This window comes from Niameybacter massiliensis (assembly GCF_001282685.1).
Lineage (GTDB): Bacteria > Bacillota > Clostridia > Lachnospirales > Cellulosilyticaceae > Holtiella > Holtiella tumoricola.
In genome coordinates this window covers 2,496,856-2,512,828 of sequence record NZ_LN875035.1, presented here as the reverse complement: position 1 = coordinate 2,512,828, position 15,973 = coordinate 2,496,856, and the positions used below count along the sequence as shown (strand labels likewise).

Genomic DNA, 15,973 nt, shown 5'->3' with positions numbered 1-15,973 from the left:
TATATAGAATTCTAATTTTAGATGAAATGCTAATGTAGCTGAGTCAAAGAGCATATACTTGCTTAAGCTGGAAGAAGAAGGGTTGCAGATATTATGTCTGGAAAAAATACCCAAGAAGTGAGGGGAATAAAATGAAATATACATATAAACATACGCTTAAGGCGTGTTACTTTGGCTATATTACTCAAGCCATTGTTAATAACTTAGCACCAATTCTTTTTATTATTTTTCAAAATCAATTTCAAATTTCATTAGAAATGTTAGGACGACTGATTTTAATTAACTTTGCTACTCAGATTGTAGTGGATATACTTACAGTAAAATATGTAGATCGTATGGGTTATAGAAAGGCTACAGTTATAGCACATATATGTTGTGCATTAGGGCTGATTAGTTTAGGGGTACTGCCAAAAGTATTACCTTATCCTTATATAGGACTCATGATAGCGGTTGTGCTCTACGCAATTGGAGGCGGAATTATAGAAGTTTTAGTAAGCCCAATTGTAGAATTCTTACCAGGAGATGAAAAGGCTTCAGCCATGAGTTTACTTCATTCGTTTTATTGCTGGGGGCAAGTAGGTGTTGTACTTATAAGTACCCTTTTATTAAAACTAATAGGTGGTGATTTATGGTTCGTACTACCTATATTATGGGCACTTATTCCACTTTATAATGTGACTAGATTTTTAAAGGTACCTATTATTGAACCTCACGAGGAAGAAAAGAGTATGTCAGTCAAAGAACTTTTATCCACTAAAGGTTTTGTTATTGCCCTTCTTCTTATGTTAGCGGCAGGTGCTTCTGAGCTGACTATGTCACAGTGGTCTTCACTTTTCGCAGAACAAGGTTTACAAGTTCCTAAAGTGATGGGAGATTTACTTGGACCCTGTCTTTTTGCTGTTTTAATGGGGGCGGGACGTATGATTTATGGCATATGGGGGAGTAAGATTAATTTGAACCGAGCCTTATTGGGAAGTGGTATTCTTTGTATTCTTTGCTACGTTGTTACAGTATTTGCAACGAATCCTTTTGTATCCCTTTTAGGATGTGCAGTATGTGGTCTATCAGTAAGTTTAATGTGGCCGGGAACATTTAGCCTTACGGCAAGTACCTATCCAAGAGGTGGAACAGCCATGTTTGGAATATTAGCTGTATTTGGAGATATTGGTGCAGCAGTAGGACCTTGGATGGCAGGTGTAGTATCAGATGTAGTAGGCTTAGGATTAAAGGCAGGGTTACTAGCTGCGGCAATTTTTCCAATTCTTTTAGTAATAGGTACAATAAGATTAAAAAAGTGAATAGTTAATGTAAATATAAAAGGGCTATTGCGTTGAAATTATGATTATCAATGCAATAGCCCTAATTTTTTAGAAGGTAGGGTGGCCCACAGCAGAAATATCATTAATATAAGTGATAATCAAACGTGAATAGGGAACGGGAGGGCTTGTAGTAGTTACACTAGATTGTGTGAAGCAAGCTAATAAGTCGGATAGACCAACAAGCTCAAGGTTTGTAAAGTCTTCTCCTTGAATATTGACATTAAGAAATCCATCATGACAAGTTAGAGAATTTCGGAGAGAACTTTGTTCTGTACAGGAATAGTCAGGGAAATAAGTTCTAAGTAAAGATCTTAAGATAGGAAGATTAGTTGGTGGATTTTTAATTTGTATAGAAAAAGCATACAAGTTATTTAGAGGAAGTGTATCGTAAGGAGATATACTTGTAAACTGAAGGTACGGAGACTTATGATCACCAATTTTTAGAATTTCAGTCATATCTTGTGGTGTAGTGAGATTATCTGAGTAAAGTGTAAAGGTAGAAGGATTAAGAAAGTCAGCTAAAGTAGAATTCATAACGAGCTGAAGTGTATCCACAAACATTGAAGCACGTGAAGTAAAAGTAGAAGTAGATGAAGGTTGAAAATCTTGCAAAGAAAAAGGACAACCTTGATAAGGGCAATCATATGGACAAGTATAAGAGTGGTCACATGAGTTATTACATGAACAATCACATGGACAATCGCATGATACATGTTGAGAGTAATAATTACAACGATTACGCATAATCATAAATAATAGAACCTCCTTTGTTAAAAAGATAGAATGTAACGGCTTACACTCTATTATATGAAAGATTATGTCCTATGTTGTTAAAAAAAGTATGAAATTTAATTAAGGAGAGATGTAAGATTGAATTTAGAGGGATTATACCGATTATTCCAAGACGATAAAAGTATATTGATTCTAATGTATACCCTAAAATATGATGGAGTAACCAAAAGTCTCATAGGGTTAATGGAGGCATTGAAAAAAGGTGGATATAGAGTTGAAGTAGTAACTTTGTTGAAACAGGAAGAAATGGATTTTATAAAATCCTATGGTATTTATGCATCTGAGCATGAACTATGGAAGGCGATTGAACAAGGGAGTATAGCGCTACCTTTTCTAGAGAAAGTAGATGTACTTATTGCTTATGATGGTATACTCACAAGTTGGGGAGTAGGTCAAGTACAAGGATGTAAGAAAAAAATGACTTGGCTACATGCAGGCTATGAAGTGAGCCATAAAGGATTTCAACTTAATTATACTAAAATGTTATATGAAAAGATGAATTTTCTTGTCTGTGTATCTCATCAAGTGAAAGAGGATTATAGACGCTTTTTAGGAGATTCATTTGAAACACGTTTAAAGGTTATTTATCCTATAGTTAATAGAGAAGTCATACAAAGGATGAGTGGGGAACAGAGAAATGAGAAAGAGAGGTTACCTACTGTTGTATCAGTTGGTAGATTATCTACGGAAAAAGGCTTTGAGCGTTTAATTCATGTACATAACCAATTACAGCAAGAAGGTTATAGACATAGGTTACTTATACTAGGAGAAGGTGAGGAAAAAGAGGCGCTAGAAGATTTGATACAAATAATGCATATAGAAGAAAGCTGTATACTTATGGGGTATCAAAGTAATCCCTATATCATGATGCAACAAGCTACCTGTATAGTGTCTGCATCATATGGAGAAGGCTTACCACTCGTATTGATAGAAGCTATGCTTTTATATAGACCTATAGTAGCGACAGATGTTATGGGTAACCATGAACTTCTAAAAGATGACTTAGGCTTGTTGGTAGAAAATAGCCAAAAGGGATTGTATTTAGGTATTAAGCGTATGTTAACCGAAAGTAGTTTAAGAGCTTACTATACTAAAAGGCTTAAAGAGACAAGGGATTATCCTTTTGAATAGATAGAAATATAGAAAAAAGAACAAATAGCTTAGAAATAGAATATATTAATAGAGTAATTTGTATAAAAAGGGAGGCATATAAATGCAACGGACATTACATGTTGTTACGGTTGGACGTTTAGTTTGGGAAAAGGGATATGAACGTCTAATTCATATACATGCTAGGCTAATTAGAGAAGGTATTAAGCATACACTAACTATAATAGGAGAAGGAGTATTGCACTCAGAGTTGGAAAAGTTGATTCAGAAACTGGAGGTCGAGCAATCTTGTAAGTTACTAGGTGCCAAATCAAATCCTCTTCCATATATGAAGCAGGCAGATTTATTTGTTTGTAGTTCGTTAAGTGAAGGATTATCTGGAGTTGTTGTAGAGAGTATGTATTTAAATAAGCCTATTGTTGCAACAAGAAGTATGGGGCCGAGTGAACTACTTCAAGAAGGTGCATATGGTTTACTTGTCGACAATACGGAGGAGGGATTATATGAGGGGATTAAACGTATGTTACAAGATGAAGAGCTTAGAGCGTACTATACGTATAGGTTGGAAAATAGTCCAATATTCCCCTTTGATGAAACATTGATATTAAAACAATTAGAAGCATTATTTATACCACCAGATAGTAATCGTAAGACAAAAATACTTTTTGTAATGATGAATATGTTACTAGGTGGTGCAGAGACTATTCTTGCACATATACTAGAAATTATGGATTATAATAAATATGAGATTGAGTTACTAGTTCTTGCTGATAGTAAATCAGAAGCTATTCATTTAGATGATAGAGCCAAAATAAGATTTATTTATCCAACGGAAGAAGCTTTTTGGACAGCATATGAAGCAGATTCGTTAGAGCTAAGATTAGACTCTGATTATGACTATGAAGTGGGCTTTTTAGGAATTATAGGACCTTTACTTTTTAAAAATTATGGTAATCCTCATGCAGTCAAAGTTAATTGGGTACATGGTGAGTTTAAATACTCTTTTTGGGGCTACGCTAAAGAGACAATGCAAGCATTATATGATACCATAGATGTAATTGTATGTGTTTCAAAAAGGCTGCAAGAAACTGTTATAGAGTATTTAGGAGAAAGATACCGCTCTAAGCTCAAGGTTATCCATAATCCTTATAGCCGTGAAAATATTCGAACTAAGGCAGAGTATATAACAGAACCTTCTTTAGATACACTTTTTAATATCTTACCTTCTAAAGAAGAGCATAAAAGATTGATAGAATTATTCAAGAAGTACAAAAAGATTTTATTCCTTATATATGATGTAGGTACAATTGATATACAGCTTATGAAATTTTTACAACAAATAGAAGAGAAAGGCTTTAGGATAGGGGTAAAGGCAGTTGTACAAGGAAGTTCATTGGTAGAGATCCAAGGTTTTCAAGGTACTATATATAAGAACATTAATGAATTGTGGAAACAAGTAGAACATCCAGAAATAATACAATTAGAGACAGAGGACTATGAATGTATCGTGGCATGTGGTGGAATTTTGACGGTATGGCTTATAAGTGAATTAAAAGAGCCTATAGCTAAAATAAGTTGGGTGCAAGAAGACTATGCAAGTAGTCATATAGGGTATACTCTAGATTATACAAGAAAGCTTTATAGACAAATAGATAAAGTTATTTGCCCATCAGAAAAGATTCAACAGACGTACTTGGAAGCGTTAGGGCAGGGGTATGAGGATAAGGTTGAGGTGATTTAGTAATGGATGAAGATAGGATTGTACAGGCATTTCAAGTGCAAATGGAAAATATTAAAAAGCACGATATAGAAATTTTAGCCATTACACATCGTCATTGGTTAGGTGTAAAGCATGCTACGCAGGAATTATTTGAATTCGTAATAGAGATAGAGGACTTAAATAGCTATGAACAAGTTGTAGCAATAGGCATGAAGATCTTGGAGTCCCATGTGAAAAAAATTGTAATAAGTGGATTTGCAGCAGGATGGAATACACTTTGCAGTTATTTAAAACAACAGGATGCAAAACTTCAAATTACTATTTTTTGGCACGGCAATACAACGCATATGTACGAAGAGTATTCTTGGGTGAGGCACTATGAAATTCTACAATTAGCCAAAGACCACCATATTGACCAACTTGCCTTAGCCAAACAAAACATGTGTGAGGTATATAAAAAGCTAGGTATTTCAGTTATTCATTTAAAAAATCATGTAAAAAAGAAAGAAGTAGTAGATAAATATCAGAAGAGGTGGTCTTTTAATCTAGCATATCCTACTTCAATAGGTATTTATGCTTCAGGAGAAACATGGGCTAAAAATGCATATACTCAAATTGCTGCTGCAAGCTTATTTCATCAAGCTCAAATTAGTCTTATCCCCGCTAATGACAGAATGATATGCTTTGCTAACCAGCTGGGTATTACTGTTGTGAAACATACAATGCAGCTAAGTCGTAAGGCATTTCAAGAAGAGCTTGCCAAGAATATGATTAATTTTTATGTTACCTTTACAGAATGTGCCCCATTATTACCGCTTGAAAGTCTCAATCAAGGAGTAATTTGTTTGACTGGAAATAATCATCATTATTTTGAAGAGCACCCGCTTAGAAATTGGTTAGTGATAGAAGAAGTGGATAGTGCACCAGCTATTTATAAGAAAGCAGTAAAAGCTTTAGAGCATAGAGATGAAATTTTAAACTTATATGAAGAGTGGTATGAAGATAATGAGAGACAAGTCATAGAGAGTTTGAAACAAATATAAATTTCAATGTTACATTAATATAAGCCAAACTAAAATAACTTTTTCTTTTGTGAAATATAGAAAATTTTAGTTTGGCTTATGTTATTGCTCAAATAGGGGGGATAGTGATTAGAAGTGATTCGAAAGATGTTAGTATAGAAACATTATAATTAAGTTGTAGAAGTTAGGGTTGAACAGTTGATCCTTGTAAAACTTCATCAACAAGACTATTTATACGAGGAAAATTATAATGTTTAACAATCTGATTAGTAAAAATTTCTTTAGGGGATTTTTTCATCAATTCTATAAAAAAGGGATAGTCTTCAGCATATCTTATTTCAGGACATCGTATAGTACCAATAAAGCAACGTCTAATAAACTTTACAGATCCGCAGTAGTAATATTTAGTAGATTCTGTAAGGCACCAAACAGTACCATTGTTTATTTCTAGATTAAAATAGACAATATCATAGTTAATGTCGCTATAGAGGAATGTATTTATAACATGATTGAAGACTTCTGTATAAAAATAATCATCACTTCCTAAAAGAACAATATACTCTCCAGTAGCGGAGTCAAGCAGTTTATTCACTGTGTGACCTATACCTTTATTTATAGAATTCTTTAGTAGTTTTATATTAGAAAAGCTTTCTATTACTTGAACCGTCTTATCTGTAGAAGCATCATCGCAAACTATAATTTCTAGATCGTCTCTCTGGGGAATACTTGTAATAGCTTTTCTGATAAGAACTTCTTGATTAAAGACAGGAATTAAAACACTTACTTTTTTCATAAAAGCACCCACTTTCATTAGATGAAAATTATACATAACACTGCTAGTATATTTTATGTTAAATGAAAGGAAAGTGTACATAGGAGAGTCTAGATTGAATTTTTTAAAGCATAGAAAATAAAAATAAAGTAAAATAAAAATTTAAAATAATAGATAAAATAAAAACAGGTTGCTCTTTTATACAGCAACCTGTTTTTATTTTATCTATGCAGCTGGCTTAATTGGCCTATATAAAAACTGTGTCTGTGTTCTTCTTAGCCCATGGCTTAAATAAAAGCGTATGAGCTTTGTTCTCATCTCCAATAACTTTTTATCGTCTACATTTTTAACACATTCTACTTTTCCATTACTTTTTTCAAGAGGATACGGAAAAAGGTATAAATCATTGACCTCTGGGAAATGGGTGTCTAGCCACTCAGGAAGAAGGTTTAGTATGTCACCTCCAATCCCCATGCCACGATAAACTTTTTCTAAGAAGAAGTCTGTAATGTAGAAGACTACACGAGTTTCTAACACGTCACTTAGACTTTTGTAGAAGGTTAAGAGCTCCTCTTCGATTTCCTTATCTTGGCACTTCAGCTTATCATCTCTAAAACCACCTGATTTTAAAGACCCCACATCCATAATTACCGCATTTAGATAGCCTACTCGTTGATTCTCATAAGTGATGGTGATAGAAAGCTCTTGTTTATCAGGGCTCCAAGAATATACCTTTTCACTTAATCCAATCAACTTATCGGTATCAGTATCACTATCTGCATCCTCTGATTCCATAAAAATCCCTCCAAAATATTTTTTAAAGCTAAGAATAGCTTAGCCTTATTATAGCATTTTATGCGTAAAGGTAAAGAATGTATACTTGCCAAAAATATTTAAAATAAATATAAATTTATAGATACAATTATACTTTTTAAAAAGCATAAATCATGTGTAATACGCATAGTGACCACAAAAGTAATGGATATAGAGAAGGGTGTATTACAGATGGTAGTAATGAAGTAAACATGCTATACTAGTACATAACGAGACTAATGAAGAAAGTAGGAATAAAGGTGCATTTTAACGTTGATAAAAATAAAATATTGACCTATTTAATGATTACACTCACTTCAATAAGTTTTTACTTTATACTTCTTAATTTTAATATTGTAACAAGTGGAGTGCATAAGATTATAGGGATTTTAAATCCGTTTATATTAGGAATAGCAATGGCCTACTTATTTTGGCGCCCCTTAAGATGGATTGAGCATTATCTTGATAAATATGTTTTTAGGCAAAAGGTTGCTAAGCATTTTATTCGTGTTGTAGGTGTAATTGTTCTATATCTTATTGTATTACTTGTTTTGGTTTCACTTTTTTCTTTTGTACTCCCTCAAATAATACAGAGTTTAAATATACTCTATCAGAAGATACCAGAGTTTTTTAAGAGTTTGGAAGCTTCATTAAATACATTACTCTTGCAAAATGGTGTAGAGGGCAATGCTTATCAAGTGATATCGGAATTTGTAGGAGATGTGTCTGGGATGATTTTGCAAATTACAGGTAAAGTAATTCCTATGTTAGTAGACGTTTCTTTTAAACTGACAGGTGCTGTTTTGAATACGTTTTTAGCAACGGTTGTATCCATTTATTTATTGGTAGATAAAGAACAATTTTTTGCGCGTAATTGTAAGCTAATGCACGCAGTACTTTCAGATAAAATTATAAGCCGTATTAGTTTGATAATAGAGATTTTTGATGATACCTTTGGGCGTTATTTTGTAGGGCAAATGACAGATGCCTTGATTGTAGGAACATTATGTTTTATTGCTATGAATCTATGTGGCTTTGAGTTTTCTCTCCTTATAAGTGTAATTGTAACCTGTACAAATGTTATTCCTTATTTAGGCCCATTTATCGGTGCTGTACCAGGTGTCTTTATTATTTTAATGGCAGGTGGCCCCATGCAAGCACTTGGGTTTGGTATTATGATCTTTATACTTCAACAAATAGATGGCAATATTTTAGTCCCTAAGATTATTGGAGATTCTATAGGTGTATCAGGCTTCTGGGTATTGGTTGCTATTATGCTTGGAGGAGGACTTTTTGGATTTTTAGGTGTACTACTGGGTGTGCCTACACTTTCTGTAGTGTTTAAAATTTTTAAAATATATACTGAAAACAAACTTGAAAAAAAGAATAAACCTATAGAGACAGAAGCGTATATAAAGAAACAGACTTAGAGGTTGTACTTTAAAGTGAATAATGTTAGAGTAAGAGACAGACTCTAACAAAAAGATTGAAATAGTCAGGAGAATATATGATACAGACATTATATAGTAATATTTGTGCAGGACAAAATGTAAGAAAAAGTCTTATTGAGTTACGCCAGCTTATTAAAGACGCTAATAATAAACGTGCTTTTTATTATGAATTAGATGGCGATTTTAGTGTACTTGAAAGTTTGTTACAAGATGAAGATGCTAAAGTACGTAAAAATGTAGTGCTTATTATGGGCGATTTAAAAATAGAAGATTTTAAACCATTATTATTGAAGGCTTATGAAAATGAAGAGAAGCTTTTTATAAGAAGTGATTATTTAACAGCCTTAAGTTGCTTCGATTGTAGTGACTTACAAGAGGTGTTAAAGACGCGCCTCTTTCAATTAAGTAGTAAACCAGTAGAAGAAAACAATAAGAAACATATTAATGAAGAACTGCGTCTATTAACACAGCTTACATTAAAATTAGAAGAACCTCAAAAACATGAGTTTAATGGCTATAAAGTGCTATCAGATATGATTTTACTCACCAATCGTGACCACCAGCAAGTTACTTTAGATCAGATTACAAAGGGAAAAGCCAAAGCTTTTGGTGCAGGAATTATGGTACGTACGGAAGACTTAAAGGAAATTTTACGTATTCGTACTTATTCCGATTTATTGTTTAAACTTCCAGAGGTAAGTACAGTAGAAGCTCATCCAGAAGAAGCAGCTCAAACCTTATTTGAAGGCGGACTTTTAAACTTCTTACTGACACGTCACAAAGGTTATCCACCTTTTTATTTTAGAATAGAAGTGAAAAGTAAAATGGCTCTTGATAAACGTAGTACTTTTACAAAGCGATTAGCAAGTGAGCTTGAGCGTATATCAAATCGTCAGCTCATCAATTCTACATCTCACTATGAATTTGAAATCCGTCTTATTGAAAATAAAGAAGGGCGTTTTAATGTACTACTTAAACTTTTTACAATAGAAGATAAACGTTTTAGTTATAGAAAGAAAACTTTGGCTGTAAGTATTGCACCAAGTACAGCAGCACTTACTATGCAGCTTGCGAAACCCTATTTAAAAGAAGAGGCTCAGGTACTTGATCCATTCTGTGGTGTAGGGACAATACTTATTGAAAGACAAAAAGTAGAAAAAGCAAAGGTTCTATATGGTGTAGACATCTATGGTGAGGCGATAGATCATGCAATAGAAAATGCTAATTGGGCAAGTACAGATATCTATCTCATCAATAGAGATTTCTTTGACTTTACTCATAAGTACTTGTTCGATGAACTCATTACCAATATGCCAACAGCTATAGGACGTAAAACACAAGGAGAGATTGTAGAACTATATGCTCTATTCTTCCAAAAGGCACATACTATGATGGAAGCAAATAGTGTAATGATCCTTTATTCTAGAGATAAAGACCTTGTAGAGAGGGGATTAGCAAACTATCCTCATTATTATCAATTAGAAAAGACATGGACTATTTCTAAAAAGGAAGAAAGCTATGTGTTTATCATTACTGTGAATCAGGTAGATTAGAAAGGTGAGGCCTAAAAGGTCTCGCCTTTTTTGTGCTTTAGATTAAAATTTGAAAAATAATTTATACAAGCAATCACACTTTAAAAAGATGCCTAATAGTATATAGTACAGCTTTAGTTAAGAATAAAAACAGAAGCTGCAAAATAAAAGGAGGTTTTTTAATATGGCACAACTTCAAGGAGTAAGCTTCACTTATCAAGCAACAAATGCACAAGTTACAGGAGACAACGCAGGAACAGAACCAACATTAGATACCATCTTAGTTAAAATTACAGGAAGTACAGTAGCAACTAATGATAATTTGAAATTTTATGTAGATTCTAAAAATGGTACAAGTGCAATAGTTCCACTTAGCTGGACTTACAAAGTGCAAGCAGCAGATGACTTTGCAACTGCTGGTGTAGCATTTACAGTTAACCCATTACTTCTTTTAACAGCTTCTACAGTATTTACAGATGGTAAAGTATACGACGGAGCAATCTGGAACTTCTAAGAAGCAAGAAGCTACTAGCCATTGGCTAATAGCTTCTTCTCTGAATAATTCAGCAGAAATGAGGAGGCACTATGGCAGATGTCTGTATTAAATTAATATCATCAAATACAACGGTAGATAAAGGGGTTAAACCTTCTAATTTAATACTTTTAGTACAATTAGATTCAATATGGAATACTATTTTAGAAGAAGCGAATAGATATACTGGTGAAGTGTATATTTATATACAAGTTCAATTTAGTATACCTATTATAGATTCACAAGGTCAGGCTGCTATTATAAACAGTGGTATATCACAAGAGATGTTAGTCTCATCTATACCAACAGACAAAATAGTAACGTTATATGCAGCCTATAATGGTACATATAATAACCAAAGTACAGTAAAGGAATGTGCACAAGCTACTATTTGGATTTATCAGCATGTACAAGGAAATGGATAAAGGAGGGAGTCAGTATGCAATATAGTATAACAAATGTAGTCATTCAACAACAATTAACTGGATTAGGCGTACCTATCTCTATAGTCACTATGGAACTGGATTGGTCAGAGTATGTAAAAACACCTTTAAGTAATCAGTTCATTCTAAGATTTCAATTTTCTTTTCAGAATAGGACCTATTATTTTGTGAATATATATAAATTAAGTGATATCAGCCAAGAGAAGTTATTACAGCTAGGCGCATTTACACTATTAGGATTATATACAGGACCTAGTGATTTACAAAATGAGCAGGTCACCATAACCTATGTAAGTGACTCTGCTAATTAAAAGAGGGGATAAAAAATGTATACAATCAATACAACATTTAATATTCTTTATCAAATTACAGGGAATCAAGTCCCTGTAAGTCAAATAGGAATGACATTATCTTTTGATGGAACGATTCCAACTCAAATAGATAGCAACTTGATTGTAAGTGTAAATTTCGACCTACTCTCTCAACATATAGTTATTTCACAAACTTTACCTGCATCTGCAATACAGTATCAAAATGGTAAGGGAATCCTACAATTAGAGGGAATGTATATGGCGATTGGAGAAGTTACATCGGATCAAATTATAAATGCAACAGGGGAAATTTGGTATATTGGACAAAACTAAAAGTAAGGAGGCAAAAGTATATGTCAATTCAGGTAATGATACAGCCTTACTTAGTAAGTGGCAATGGGGGGCTTGTAACACGTTTATTGGTGACTGTAGATTGCTTATCTATACAACAATTTTTAGCAAGATATGATGTAATGCTTAAGACAAGTATCTCAGTAGCTACCCTAGATCAAACGACACAGGCATCTTATGTAAGGATCTATGACTATAGTAATATTTATAGTGAATGCAAAGACAATAAAATAGAATTTGAAGCTCTGGTATATGGAGAAATTATAGATATTAATAGTATACAATGTAGAACACAAGCAAGTTTAGTATGCAAAAGGAAGTGGGAAAATGAGTCAAATTGATTTGAGGGATATAGATAGTTTCATACTAAATGAACGCTGTACAAACATTGAAGAAGCAGGGGAACTGTTATATATAGGAAGAGGCGTAAGTAGTACACTTTATATTGACTTATCGGGATTAAAGGGTATTACACATATTATAAATGCTAAGCTAATACTGTTTACAGTTCCTCTGAATAATAGATATAAACTTTACGATAAAATGGAATATAGTATTGCACCGTTATTAGACTTTATAAATGTGTATGATGAATGTTATACATGGCCTAAAATAGATGATACAAATGAAATAGTTTTTGAAATAGACAAGAAGCAGAGTTATATAGAAGTAGACGTAACAACTATTGTGGAAAAATGGATGAGTAATGAGTTAGAAAATAAAGGTGTGTGCATCAAGGGACACAGTGAATATTCGTGTGTAGGATTTGCAGGAAATCTATTTGAAGTCAAGCATATGCATCCCTTTTTGAGGGTACAGTATGAAAGTTGTGAACAAGGGTTATATCCAATACATCATAATATTATTGAATTACCTACTCAAGTAAGTATCTTATAAGATTTGCAAAGGAGATGTGATGACATTGGCACAAAATGTATTGATTCCATTAGGTTCTGTTACTGTAGTGAATGTACAAGAAGAAGAAGCAACAGTTGTAGTGGACTTAAGCGTAGTATGGCAAAGTATTGCTAAATACATGTGGATTTATGTAACGGGGATCTTAGAATTACCAACTATACAAAAAAAGAGTCAAGGGAACTCTATACAGACAATAACGACTATTGGAATTGCAAATAGATTTGAAGTAGCGCAGATTATAAAACAAAAAGTAACTTTAACGACGCTTTATTCAGGACTTATAGAAATAGATAGTACTAGAAGTCCGCAAGCGCAGGTACAACTCATCGTCTATAATATAAAGCAGCTATAAGGGGGGATATTATGCAAATAAGTATACAGCCTAACCAAATTACATTAGAAACTATAGGTGATTTGAATACGTTTAATATAACGATAGATTTTAGTGCATTAAAGGATATGATACAGAACTATACAGATGCATGGCTCATCGTTAGTTTACAAGTTCCAGTAAGTATTAATCAACAAAATTCTATTATTGAAATAAAAAAACAGTTTATTTATAAAACAAATCAAATAGCAAATACCAATTATATATTAAGTGGAGTAATGATGGAATGCCCTGGAATGGTAAATCAGACTCAAGCGCACATACAATTACAAGGGGAAGTAACTGTACAATTCTATGATACTGTATAAGTCATAACAGATTTAAGCAAAGGAGGAATGAATTATGGCTGTAATAAACAATGTTGTTTTCAAAATGATTTTGTCTGATGCAGAGATTACTGGAGACAATGCAGGAAAGGAACCAGGAAGTTTTAGTACAATTATAGCACAGGTATCAGGCAATGATTTAAGCATTACAGCTAATCAGGAAGCTTATTTCTATATACCTGTAAACTATACCATTGGTACACAAACATATACCCAGTTAAGCTGGAAGATATTGGGACCAGCAATTATTGCAACTCAATCCGGAGTTACTTATACAGTTGCAGATTTTATTATGTTTCAAAGTATACCCACGAAGCTAAGTGGAAGTATTTATATCAATACGATGGTATAAATATTTATTATAAATCAAAAAATATATTATAAAGGAGTAGCCACTCAAGTGAGTGGCTACTCCTTTATAATATATTTTAATTTCAAACTCAGTAACTTCACTTATTTGTCGTATAGAAAGCAGAATTAGTATGAGTATTTTTATGTCTATGAGTAGGCTGCTCACAACAAGTGTTTTGTAAACACTGTTGGCAACAAGGACAGTGACAACTTGTGTGGTGCTTGTGTTGCCTAGATCTTCCACATACTTTACAATGGCAGCATTTAGTACTAGAAGTATTATGTCTAGAACCTAAAGGAGTACACACACAATCTAAAAGGATAGGATGGTTACAAAGTAGGTCAAGTTTTGCGTTTAAGTGGAAATAATACAAATTAATAGCCATGTTTAAATTATTCAATGCATTCTTTAAATCATTTTCTGTATTGCAGCAGTTGTAACAAGAGTGGCAGAGCGTTTCAAGACTATTACAAACCTTTTCATTTCCTTTGCACATGAGATAGTCTAGCATATCCATTTGATAATAGGTAGAATTTATTAATTCAATAAATCTCCCCTTTTTTGGACAATCTTGATTTTGAATCATTGACATAGTTACACCTCCTTGTGTAGTTTATGGGAGAATTTTAGAACATTAAAATGTTCTAAAATTCTTTATGATGTTTGCAGGCACAAGCTTTACAAGTAGGGCATTCACAAACTATATTGAGTTTTCTGATTGTTGCTTGTTCAAGAAGTATAAGGGCATAAATAGTATCTGGTAAAGTGTTAAGGATTTTTATGACATCTTCAGCAGTAGTTACTTTATCTAAGGAACATGCTAAGCTTTTTAAAGTATCACCAAGATCTTCCTCTACAGAAGCAATGCTAGAAAGAATTTCTGCAAGTTCACTACAAAAGCTAGTTGCTGATGGGTGACATATAGGGCCAGATTGTTTAGTTGTATAGCCTTTTTCTTGTAGGAGTTCAGGGTTAGAATTCTCCATAAAAAAAACCTCCTAATAAATTAATAAAGATCACTGTAAGAAAGAGCATTACTCTGTCCTACTAATAAACTAAATAGGATATATTTGGTCTATCTACCATATAATATGTTGGAATATGTATAAAGGTGAAAAATCCTGTAAAAAAGAAAAATATATTTAAGGATGAACAAAAAGAGCGGATCTAGATTAAGATCTACTCTTTTGATAGGATATAAAGCACTAGTAAAATAATATGAAATAGTTTTATATGAAAAATAGTAGACTATTATGGACGAGTAGAGCATCCACAACCTTGACAAGCCTGGCAATTGCATACCCTTGTAAGTTTTGTAGCAGTTGCATATTCTAATAATACAAGTGAGTAAACAGCATCTGGGAATTCAGCAAGTAAGGTGATAGCTTCAGATAAGTGTTGAGTAGCTACAGCAGTTTGAATAGCATAAGAAAGATTGTTTAAGCTAGTGCCAAGTTTTGTTTCAGTGTCACCAATACTTGTGAGTACATCGCTAAGATTTTCGCAAAAACCTTTTGGAGTAGGAGAAGGTGGTGCAGCAACTGGTGCTTCAGGTGTAATTTTTTCTTCTGGAGTGAAGTTTACATTTTCATTCATGGCCATAAAAAAACCTCCCTAATTAGATGAAATAGATTTTAAGATAGTATTAAATATTTTTATTTAATCTATCTTGTATATCATATGTCCAATTATATAGAAGAGTGACAATTGGAAAATAGAAAAATGTAGATTAATAATATTTAATATTAAGAAAGTTACAGAAAATGATTTACAAAATATATCTGTTCTGATACACTTAAAACAAACATATGTTCGATA

General features: G+C 33.0%; 21 protein-coding genes. 15 read left to right on the top strand and 6 right to left on the bottom strand.

Features of this window, described 5'->3' with window-relative positions:
• Positions 1-131: 131 nt before the first annotated feature.
• Positions 132-1,298: an MFS transporter gene (locus BN2390_RS17520; RefSeq protein WP_053985601.1), complete on the top strand. Its 1,167-nt coding sequence runs from the start codon at positions 132-134 to the stop codon at positions 1,296-1,298.
• Between the two features lie 69 nt (positions 1,299-1,367).
• Here BN2390_RS17520 and BN2390_RS17515 read toward each other — a convergent pair whose 3' ends face one another.
• Positions 1,368-2,069 (bottom strand): hypothetical protein, encoded by a 702-nt coding sequence (locus tag BN2390_RS17515; protein ID WP_053985600.1) that lies wholly within the window; start codon positions 2,067-2,069, stop codon positions 1,368-1,370.
• Positions 2,070-2,189: 120 nt separating this feature from the next.
• Between BN2390_RS17515 and BN2390_RS17510 the strand changes: the two genes are divergently transcribed.
• The 3 genes from BN2390_RS17510 to BN2390_RS17500 all read left to right on the top strand — a co-directional run bounded on the left by BN2390_RS17510 (position 2,190) and on the right by BN2390_RS17500 (position 5,984).
• Complete coding sequence (locus tag BN2390_RS17510; protein ID WP_053985599.1) at positions 2,190-3,242, top strand: glycosyltransferase; 1,053 nt, start codon at positions 2,190-2,192, stop codon at positions 3,240-3,242.
• Between the two features lie 82 nt (positions 3,243-3,324).
• Complete coding sequence (locus BN2390_RS17505; RefSeq protein WP_053985598.1) at positions 3,325-4,962, top strand: glycosyltransferase; 1,638 nt, start codon at positions 3,325-3,327, stop codon at positions 4,960-4,962.
• Between the two features lie 2 nt (positions 4,963-4,964).
• Positions 4,965-5,984, top strand: coding sequence for a hypothetical protein (locus tag BN2390_RS17500; RefSeq protein ID WP_053985597.1), 1,020 nt, complete (start codon positions 4,965-4,967; stop codon positions 5,982-5,984).
• Between the two features lie 163 nt (positions 5,985-6,147).
• On the opposite strand, the gene BN2390_RS17495 is transcribed toward BN2390_RS17500, so the two are convergent.
• Complete coding sequence (locus BN2390_RS17495; protein WP_053985596.1) at positions 6,148-6,756, bottom strand: glycosyltransferase family 2 protein; 609 nt, start codon at positions 6,754-6,756, stop codon at positions 6,148-6,150.
• A gap of 204 nt (positions 6,757-6,960) precedes the next feature.
• Complete coding sequence (locus tag BN2390_RS17490) at positions 6,961-7,530, bottom strand: hypothetical protein (RefSeq protein WP_053985595.1); 570 nt, start codon at positions 7,528-7,530, stop codon at positions 6,961-6,963.
• Positions 7,531-7,808: 278 nt separating this feature from the next.
• On the opposite strand from BN2390_RS17490, the gene BN2390_RS17485 reads away from it, so the two are divergent.
• The 11 genes from BN2390_RS17485 to BN2390_RS17435 all read left to right on the top strand — a co-directional run bounded on the left by BN2390_RS17485 (position 7,809) and on the right by BN2390_RS17435 (position 14,155).
• Positions 7,809-8,978: an AI-2E family transporter gene (locus BN2390_RS17485; RefSeq protein ID WP_053985594.1), complete on the top strand. Its 1,170-nt coding sequence runs from the start codon at positions 7,809-7,811 to the stop codon at positions 8,976-8,978.
• A gap of 77 nt (positions 8,979-9,055) precedes the next feature.
• Positions 9,056-10,552: a methyltransferase gene (locus BN2390_RS17480; RefSeq protein WP_053985593.1), complete on the top strand. Its 1,497-nt coding sequence runs from the start codon at positions 9,056-9,058 to the stop codon at positions 10,550-10,552.
• 163 nt (positions 10,553-10,715) lie between these two features.
• A complete protein-coding gene (locus BN2390_RS17475; RefSeq protein WP_053985592.1) occupies positions 10,716-11,045 on the top strand; it encodes a hypothetical protein in 330 nt (109 codons plus the stop codon).
• A 71-nt stretch (positions 11,046-11,116) separates the two neighbouring features.
• Complete coding sequence (locus tag BN2390_RS17470) at positions 11,117-11,488, top strand: hypothetical protein (RefSeq protein WP_053985591.1); 372 nt, start codon at positions 11,117-11,119, stop codon at positions 11,486-11,488.
• 14 nt (positions 11,489-11,502) lie between these two features.
• On the top strand, positions 11,503-11,817 hold the full coding sequence (locus BN2390_RS17465) for a hypothetical protein (protein WP_053985590.1): 315 nt from the start codon (positions 11,503-11,505) through the stop codon (positions 11,815-11,817).
• Between the two features lie 15 nt (positions 11,818-11,832).
• Positions 11,833-12,150 carry a hypothetical protein gene (locus tag BN2390_RS17460; RefSeq protein ID WP_053985589.1) on the top strand — a complete coding sequence of 106 codons (318 nt, stop codon included), beginning with the start codon at positions 11,833-11,835 and terminating at the stop codon, positions 12,148-12,150.
• Between the two features lie 20 nt (positions 12,151-12,170).
• Complete coding sequence (locus BN2390_RS17455; RefSeq protein ID WP_053985588.1) at positions 12,171-12,509, top strand: hypothetical protein; 339 nt, start codon at positions 12,171-12,173, stop codon at positions 12,507-12,509.
• The gene (locus tag BN2390_RS17450; RefSeq protein ID WP_053985587.1) at positions 12,496-13,065 is read left to right on the top strand and encodes a DNRLRE domain-containing protein; all 570 of its coding nucleotides are present in this window, start codon (positions 12,496-12,498) and stop codon (positions 13,063-13,065) included. Before BN2390_RS17455 ends, BN2390_RS17450 begins: the two co-directional genes overlap by 14 nt.
• Before the next feature lie 19 nt (positions 13,066-13,084).
• Positions 13,085-13,438, top strand: a complete 354-nt coding sequence (locus BN2390_RS17445) for a hypothetical protein (RefSeq protein WP_053985586.1) — start codon at positions 13,085-13,087, stop codon at positions 13,436-13,438.
• An 11-nt stretch (positions 13,439-13,449) separates the two neighbouring features.
• A complete protein-coding gene (locus BN2390_RS17440) occupies positions 13,450-13,785 on the top strand; it encodes a hypothetical protein (protein ID WP_053985585.1) in 336 nt (111 codons plus the stop codon).
• A 34-nt stretch (positions 13,786-13,819) separates the two neighbouring features.
• Positions 13,820-14,155, top strand: coding sequence for a hypothetical protein (locus BN2390_RS17435; RefSeq protein ID WP_053985584.1), 336 nt, complete (start codon positions 13,820-13,822; stop codon positions 14,153-14,155).
• 97 nt (positions 14,156-14,252) lie between these two features.
• On the opposite strand, the gene BN2390_RS21805 is transcribed toward BN2390_RS17435, so the two are convergent.
• From BN2390_RS21805 to BN2390_RS17425, 3 genes are all read right to left on the bottom strand, one after another.
• Positions 14,253-14,747 carry a hypothetical protein gene (locus BN2390_RS21805; RefSeq protein ID WP_154668849.1) on the bottom strand — a complete coding sequence of 165 codons (495 nt, stop codon included), beginning with the start codon at positions 14,745-14,747 and terminating at the stop codon, positions 14,253-14,255.
• 52 nt (positions 14,748-14,799) lie between these two features.
• Positions 14,800-15,141 carry a hypothetical protein gene (locus BN2390_RS17430; protein ID WP_053985583.1) on the bottom strand — a complete coding sequence of 114 codons (342 nt, stop codon included), beginning with the start codon at positions 15,139-15,141 and terminating at the stop codon, positions 14,800-14,802.
• 265 nt (positions 15,142-15,406) lie between these two features.
• The gene (locus BN2390_RS17425) at positions 15,407-15,757 is read right to left on the bottom strand and encodes a hypothetical protein (RefSeq protein ID WP_053985582.1); all 351 of its coding nucleotides are present in this window, start codon (positions 15,755-15,757) and stop codon (positions 15,407-15,409) included.
• Positions 15,758-15,973: the final 216 nt, after the last annotated feature.

Bases quoted from the DNA above. Each gene is read 5' to 3' on its own strand.
- BN2390_RS17440 (WP_053985585.1), top strand. From the start codon at position 13,450: ATGCAAATAAGTATACAGCCTAACCAAATTACATTAGAAACTATAGGT.
- BN2390_RS17520 (WP_053985601.1), top strand. From the start codon at position 132: ATGAAATATACATATAAACATACGCTTAAGGCGTGTTACTTTGGCTAT.
- BN2390_RS17515 (WP_053985600.1), bottom strand. From the start codon at position 2,069: ATGATTATGCGTAATCGTTGTAATTATTACTCTCAACATGTATCATGC.
- BN2390_RS17465 (WP_053985590.1), top strand. From the start codon at position 11,503: ATGCAATATAGTATAACAAATGTAGTCATTCAACAACAATTAACTGGA.
- BN2390_RS17450 (WP_053985587.1), top strand. From the start codon at position 12,496: ATGAGTCAAATTGATTTGAGGGATATAGATAGTTTCATACTAAATGAA.
- BN2390_RS21805 (WP_154668849.1), bottom strand. From the start codon at position 14,747: ATGTCAATGATTCAAAATCAAGATTGTCCAAAAAAGGGGAGATTTATT.
- BN2390_RS17490 (WP_053985595.1), bottom strand. From the start codon at position 7,530: ATGGAATCAGAGGATGCAGATAGTGATACTGATACCGATAAGTTGATT.
- BN2390_RS17430 (WP_053985583.1), bottom strand. From the start codon at position 15,141: ATGGAGAATTCTAACCCTGAACTCCTACAAGAAAAAGGCTATACAACT.
- BN2390_RS17470 (WP_053985591.1), top strand. From the start codon at position 11,117: ATGGCAGATGTCTGTATTAAATTAATATCATCAAATACAACGGTAGAT.
- BN2390_RS17500 (WP_053985597.1), top strand. From the start codon at position 4,965: ATGGATGAAGATAGGATTGTACAGGCATTTCAAGTGCAAATGGAAAAT.
- BN2390_RS17435 (WP_053985584.1), top strand. From the start codon at position 13,820: ATGGCTGTAATAAACAATGTTGTTTTCAAAATGATTTTGTCTGATGCA.
- BN2390_RS17495 (WP_053985596.1), bottom strand. From the start codon at position 6,756: ATGAAAAAAGTAAGTGTTTTAATTCCTGTCTTTAATCAAGAAGTTCTT.
- BN2390_RS17445 (WP_053985586.1), top strand. From the start codon at position 13,085: ATGACATTGGCACAAAATGTATTGATTCCATTAGGTTCTGTTACTGTA.
- BN2390_RS17480 (WP_053985593.1), top strand. From the start codon at position 9,056: ATGATACAGACATTATATAGTAATATTTGTGCAGGACAAAATGTAAGA.
- BN2390_RS17460 (WP_053985589.1), top strand. From the start codon at position 11,833: ATGTATACAATCAATACAACATTTAATATTCTTTATCAAATTACAGGG.
- BN2390_RS17455 (WP_053985588.1), top strand. From the start codon at position 12,171: ATGTCAATTCAGGTAATGATACAGCCTTACTTAGTAAGTGGCAATGGG.
- BN2390_RS17505 (WP_053985598.1), top strand. From the start codon at position 3,325: ATGCAACGGACATTACATGTTGTTACGGTTGGACGTTTAGTTTGGGAA.
- BN2390_RS17425 (WP_053985582.1), bottom strand. From the start codon at position 15,757: ATGGCCATGAATGAAAATGTAAACTTCACTCCAGAAGAAAAAATTACA.
- BN2390_RS17475 (WP_053985592.1), top strand. From the start codon at position 10,716: ATGGCACAACTTCAAGGAGTAAGCTTCACTTATCAAGCAACAAATGCA.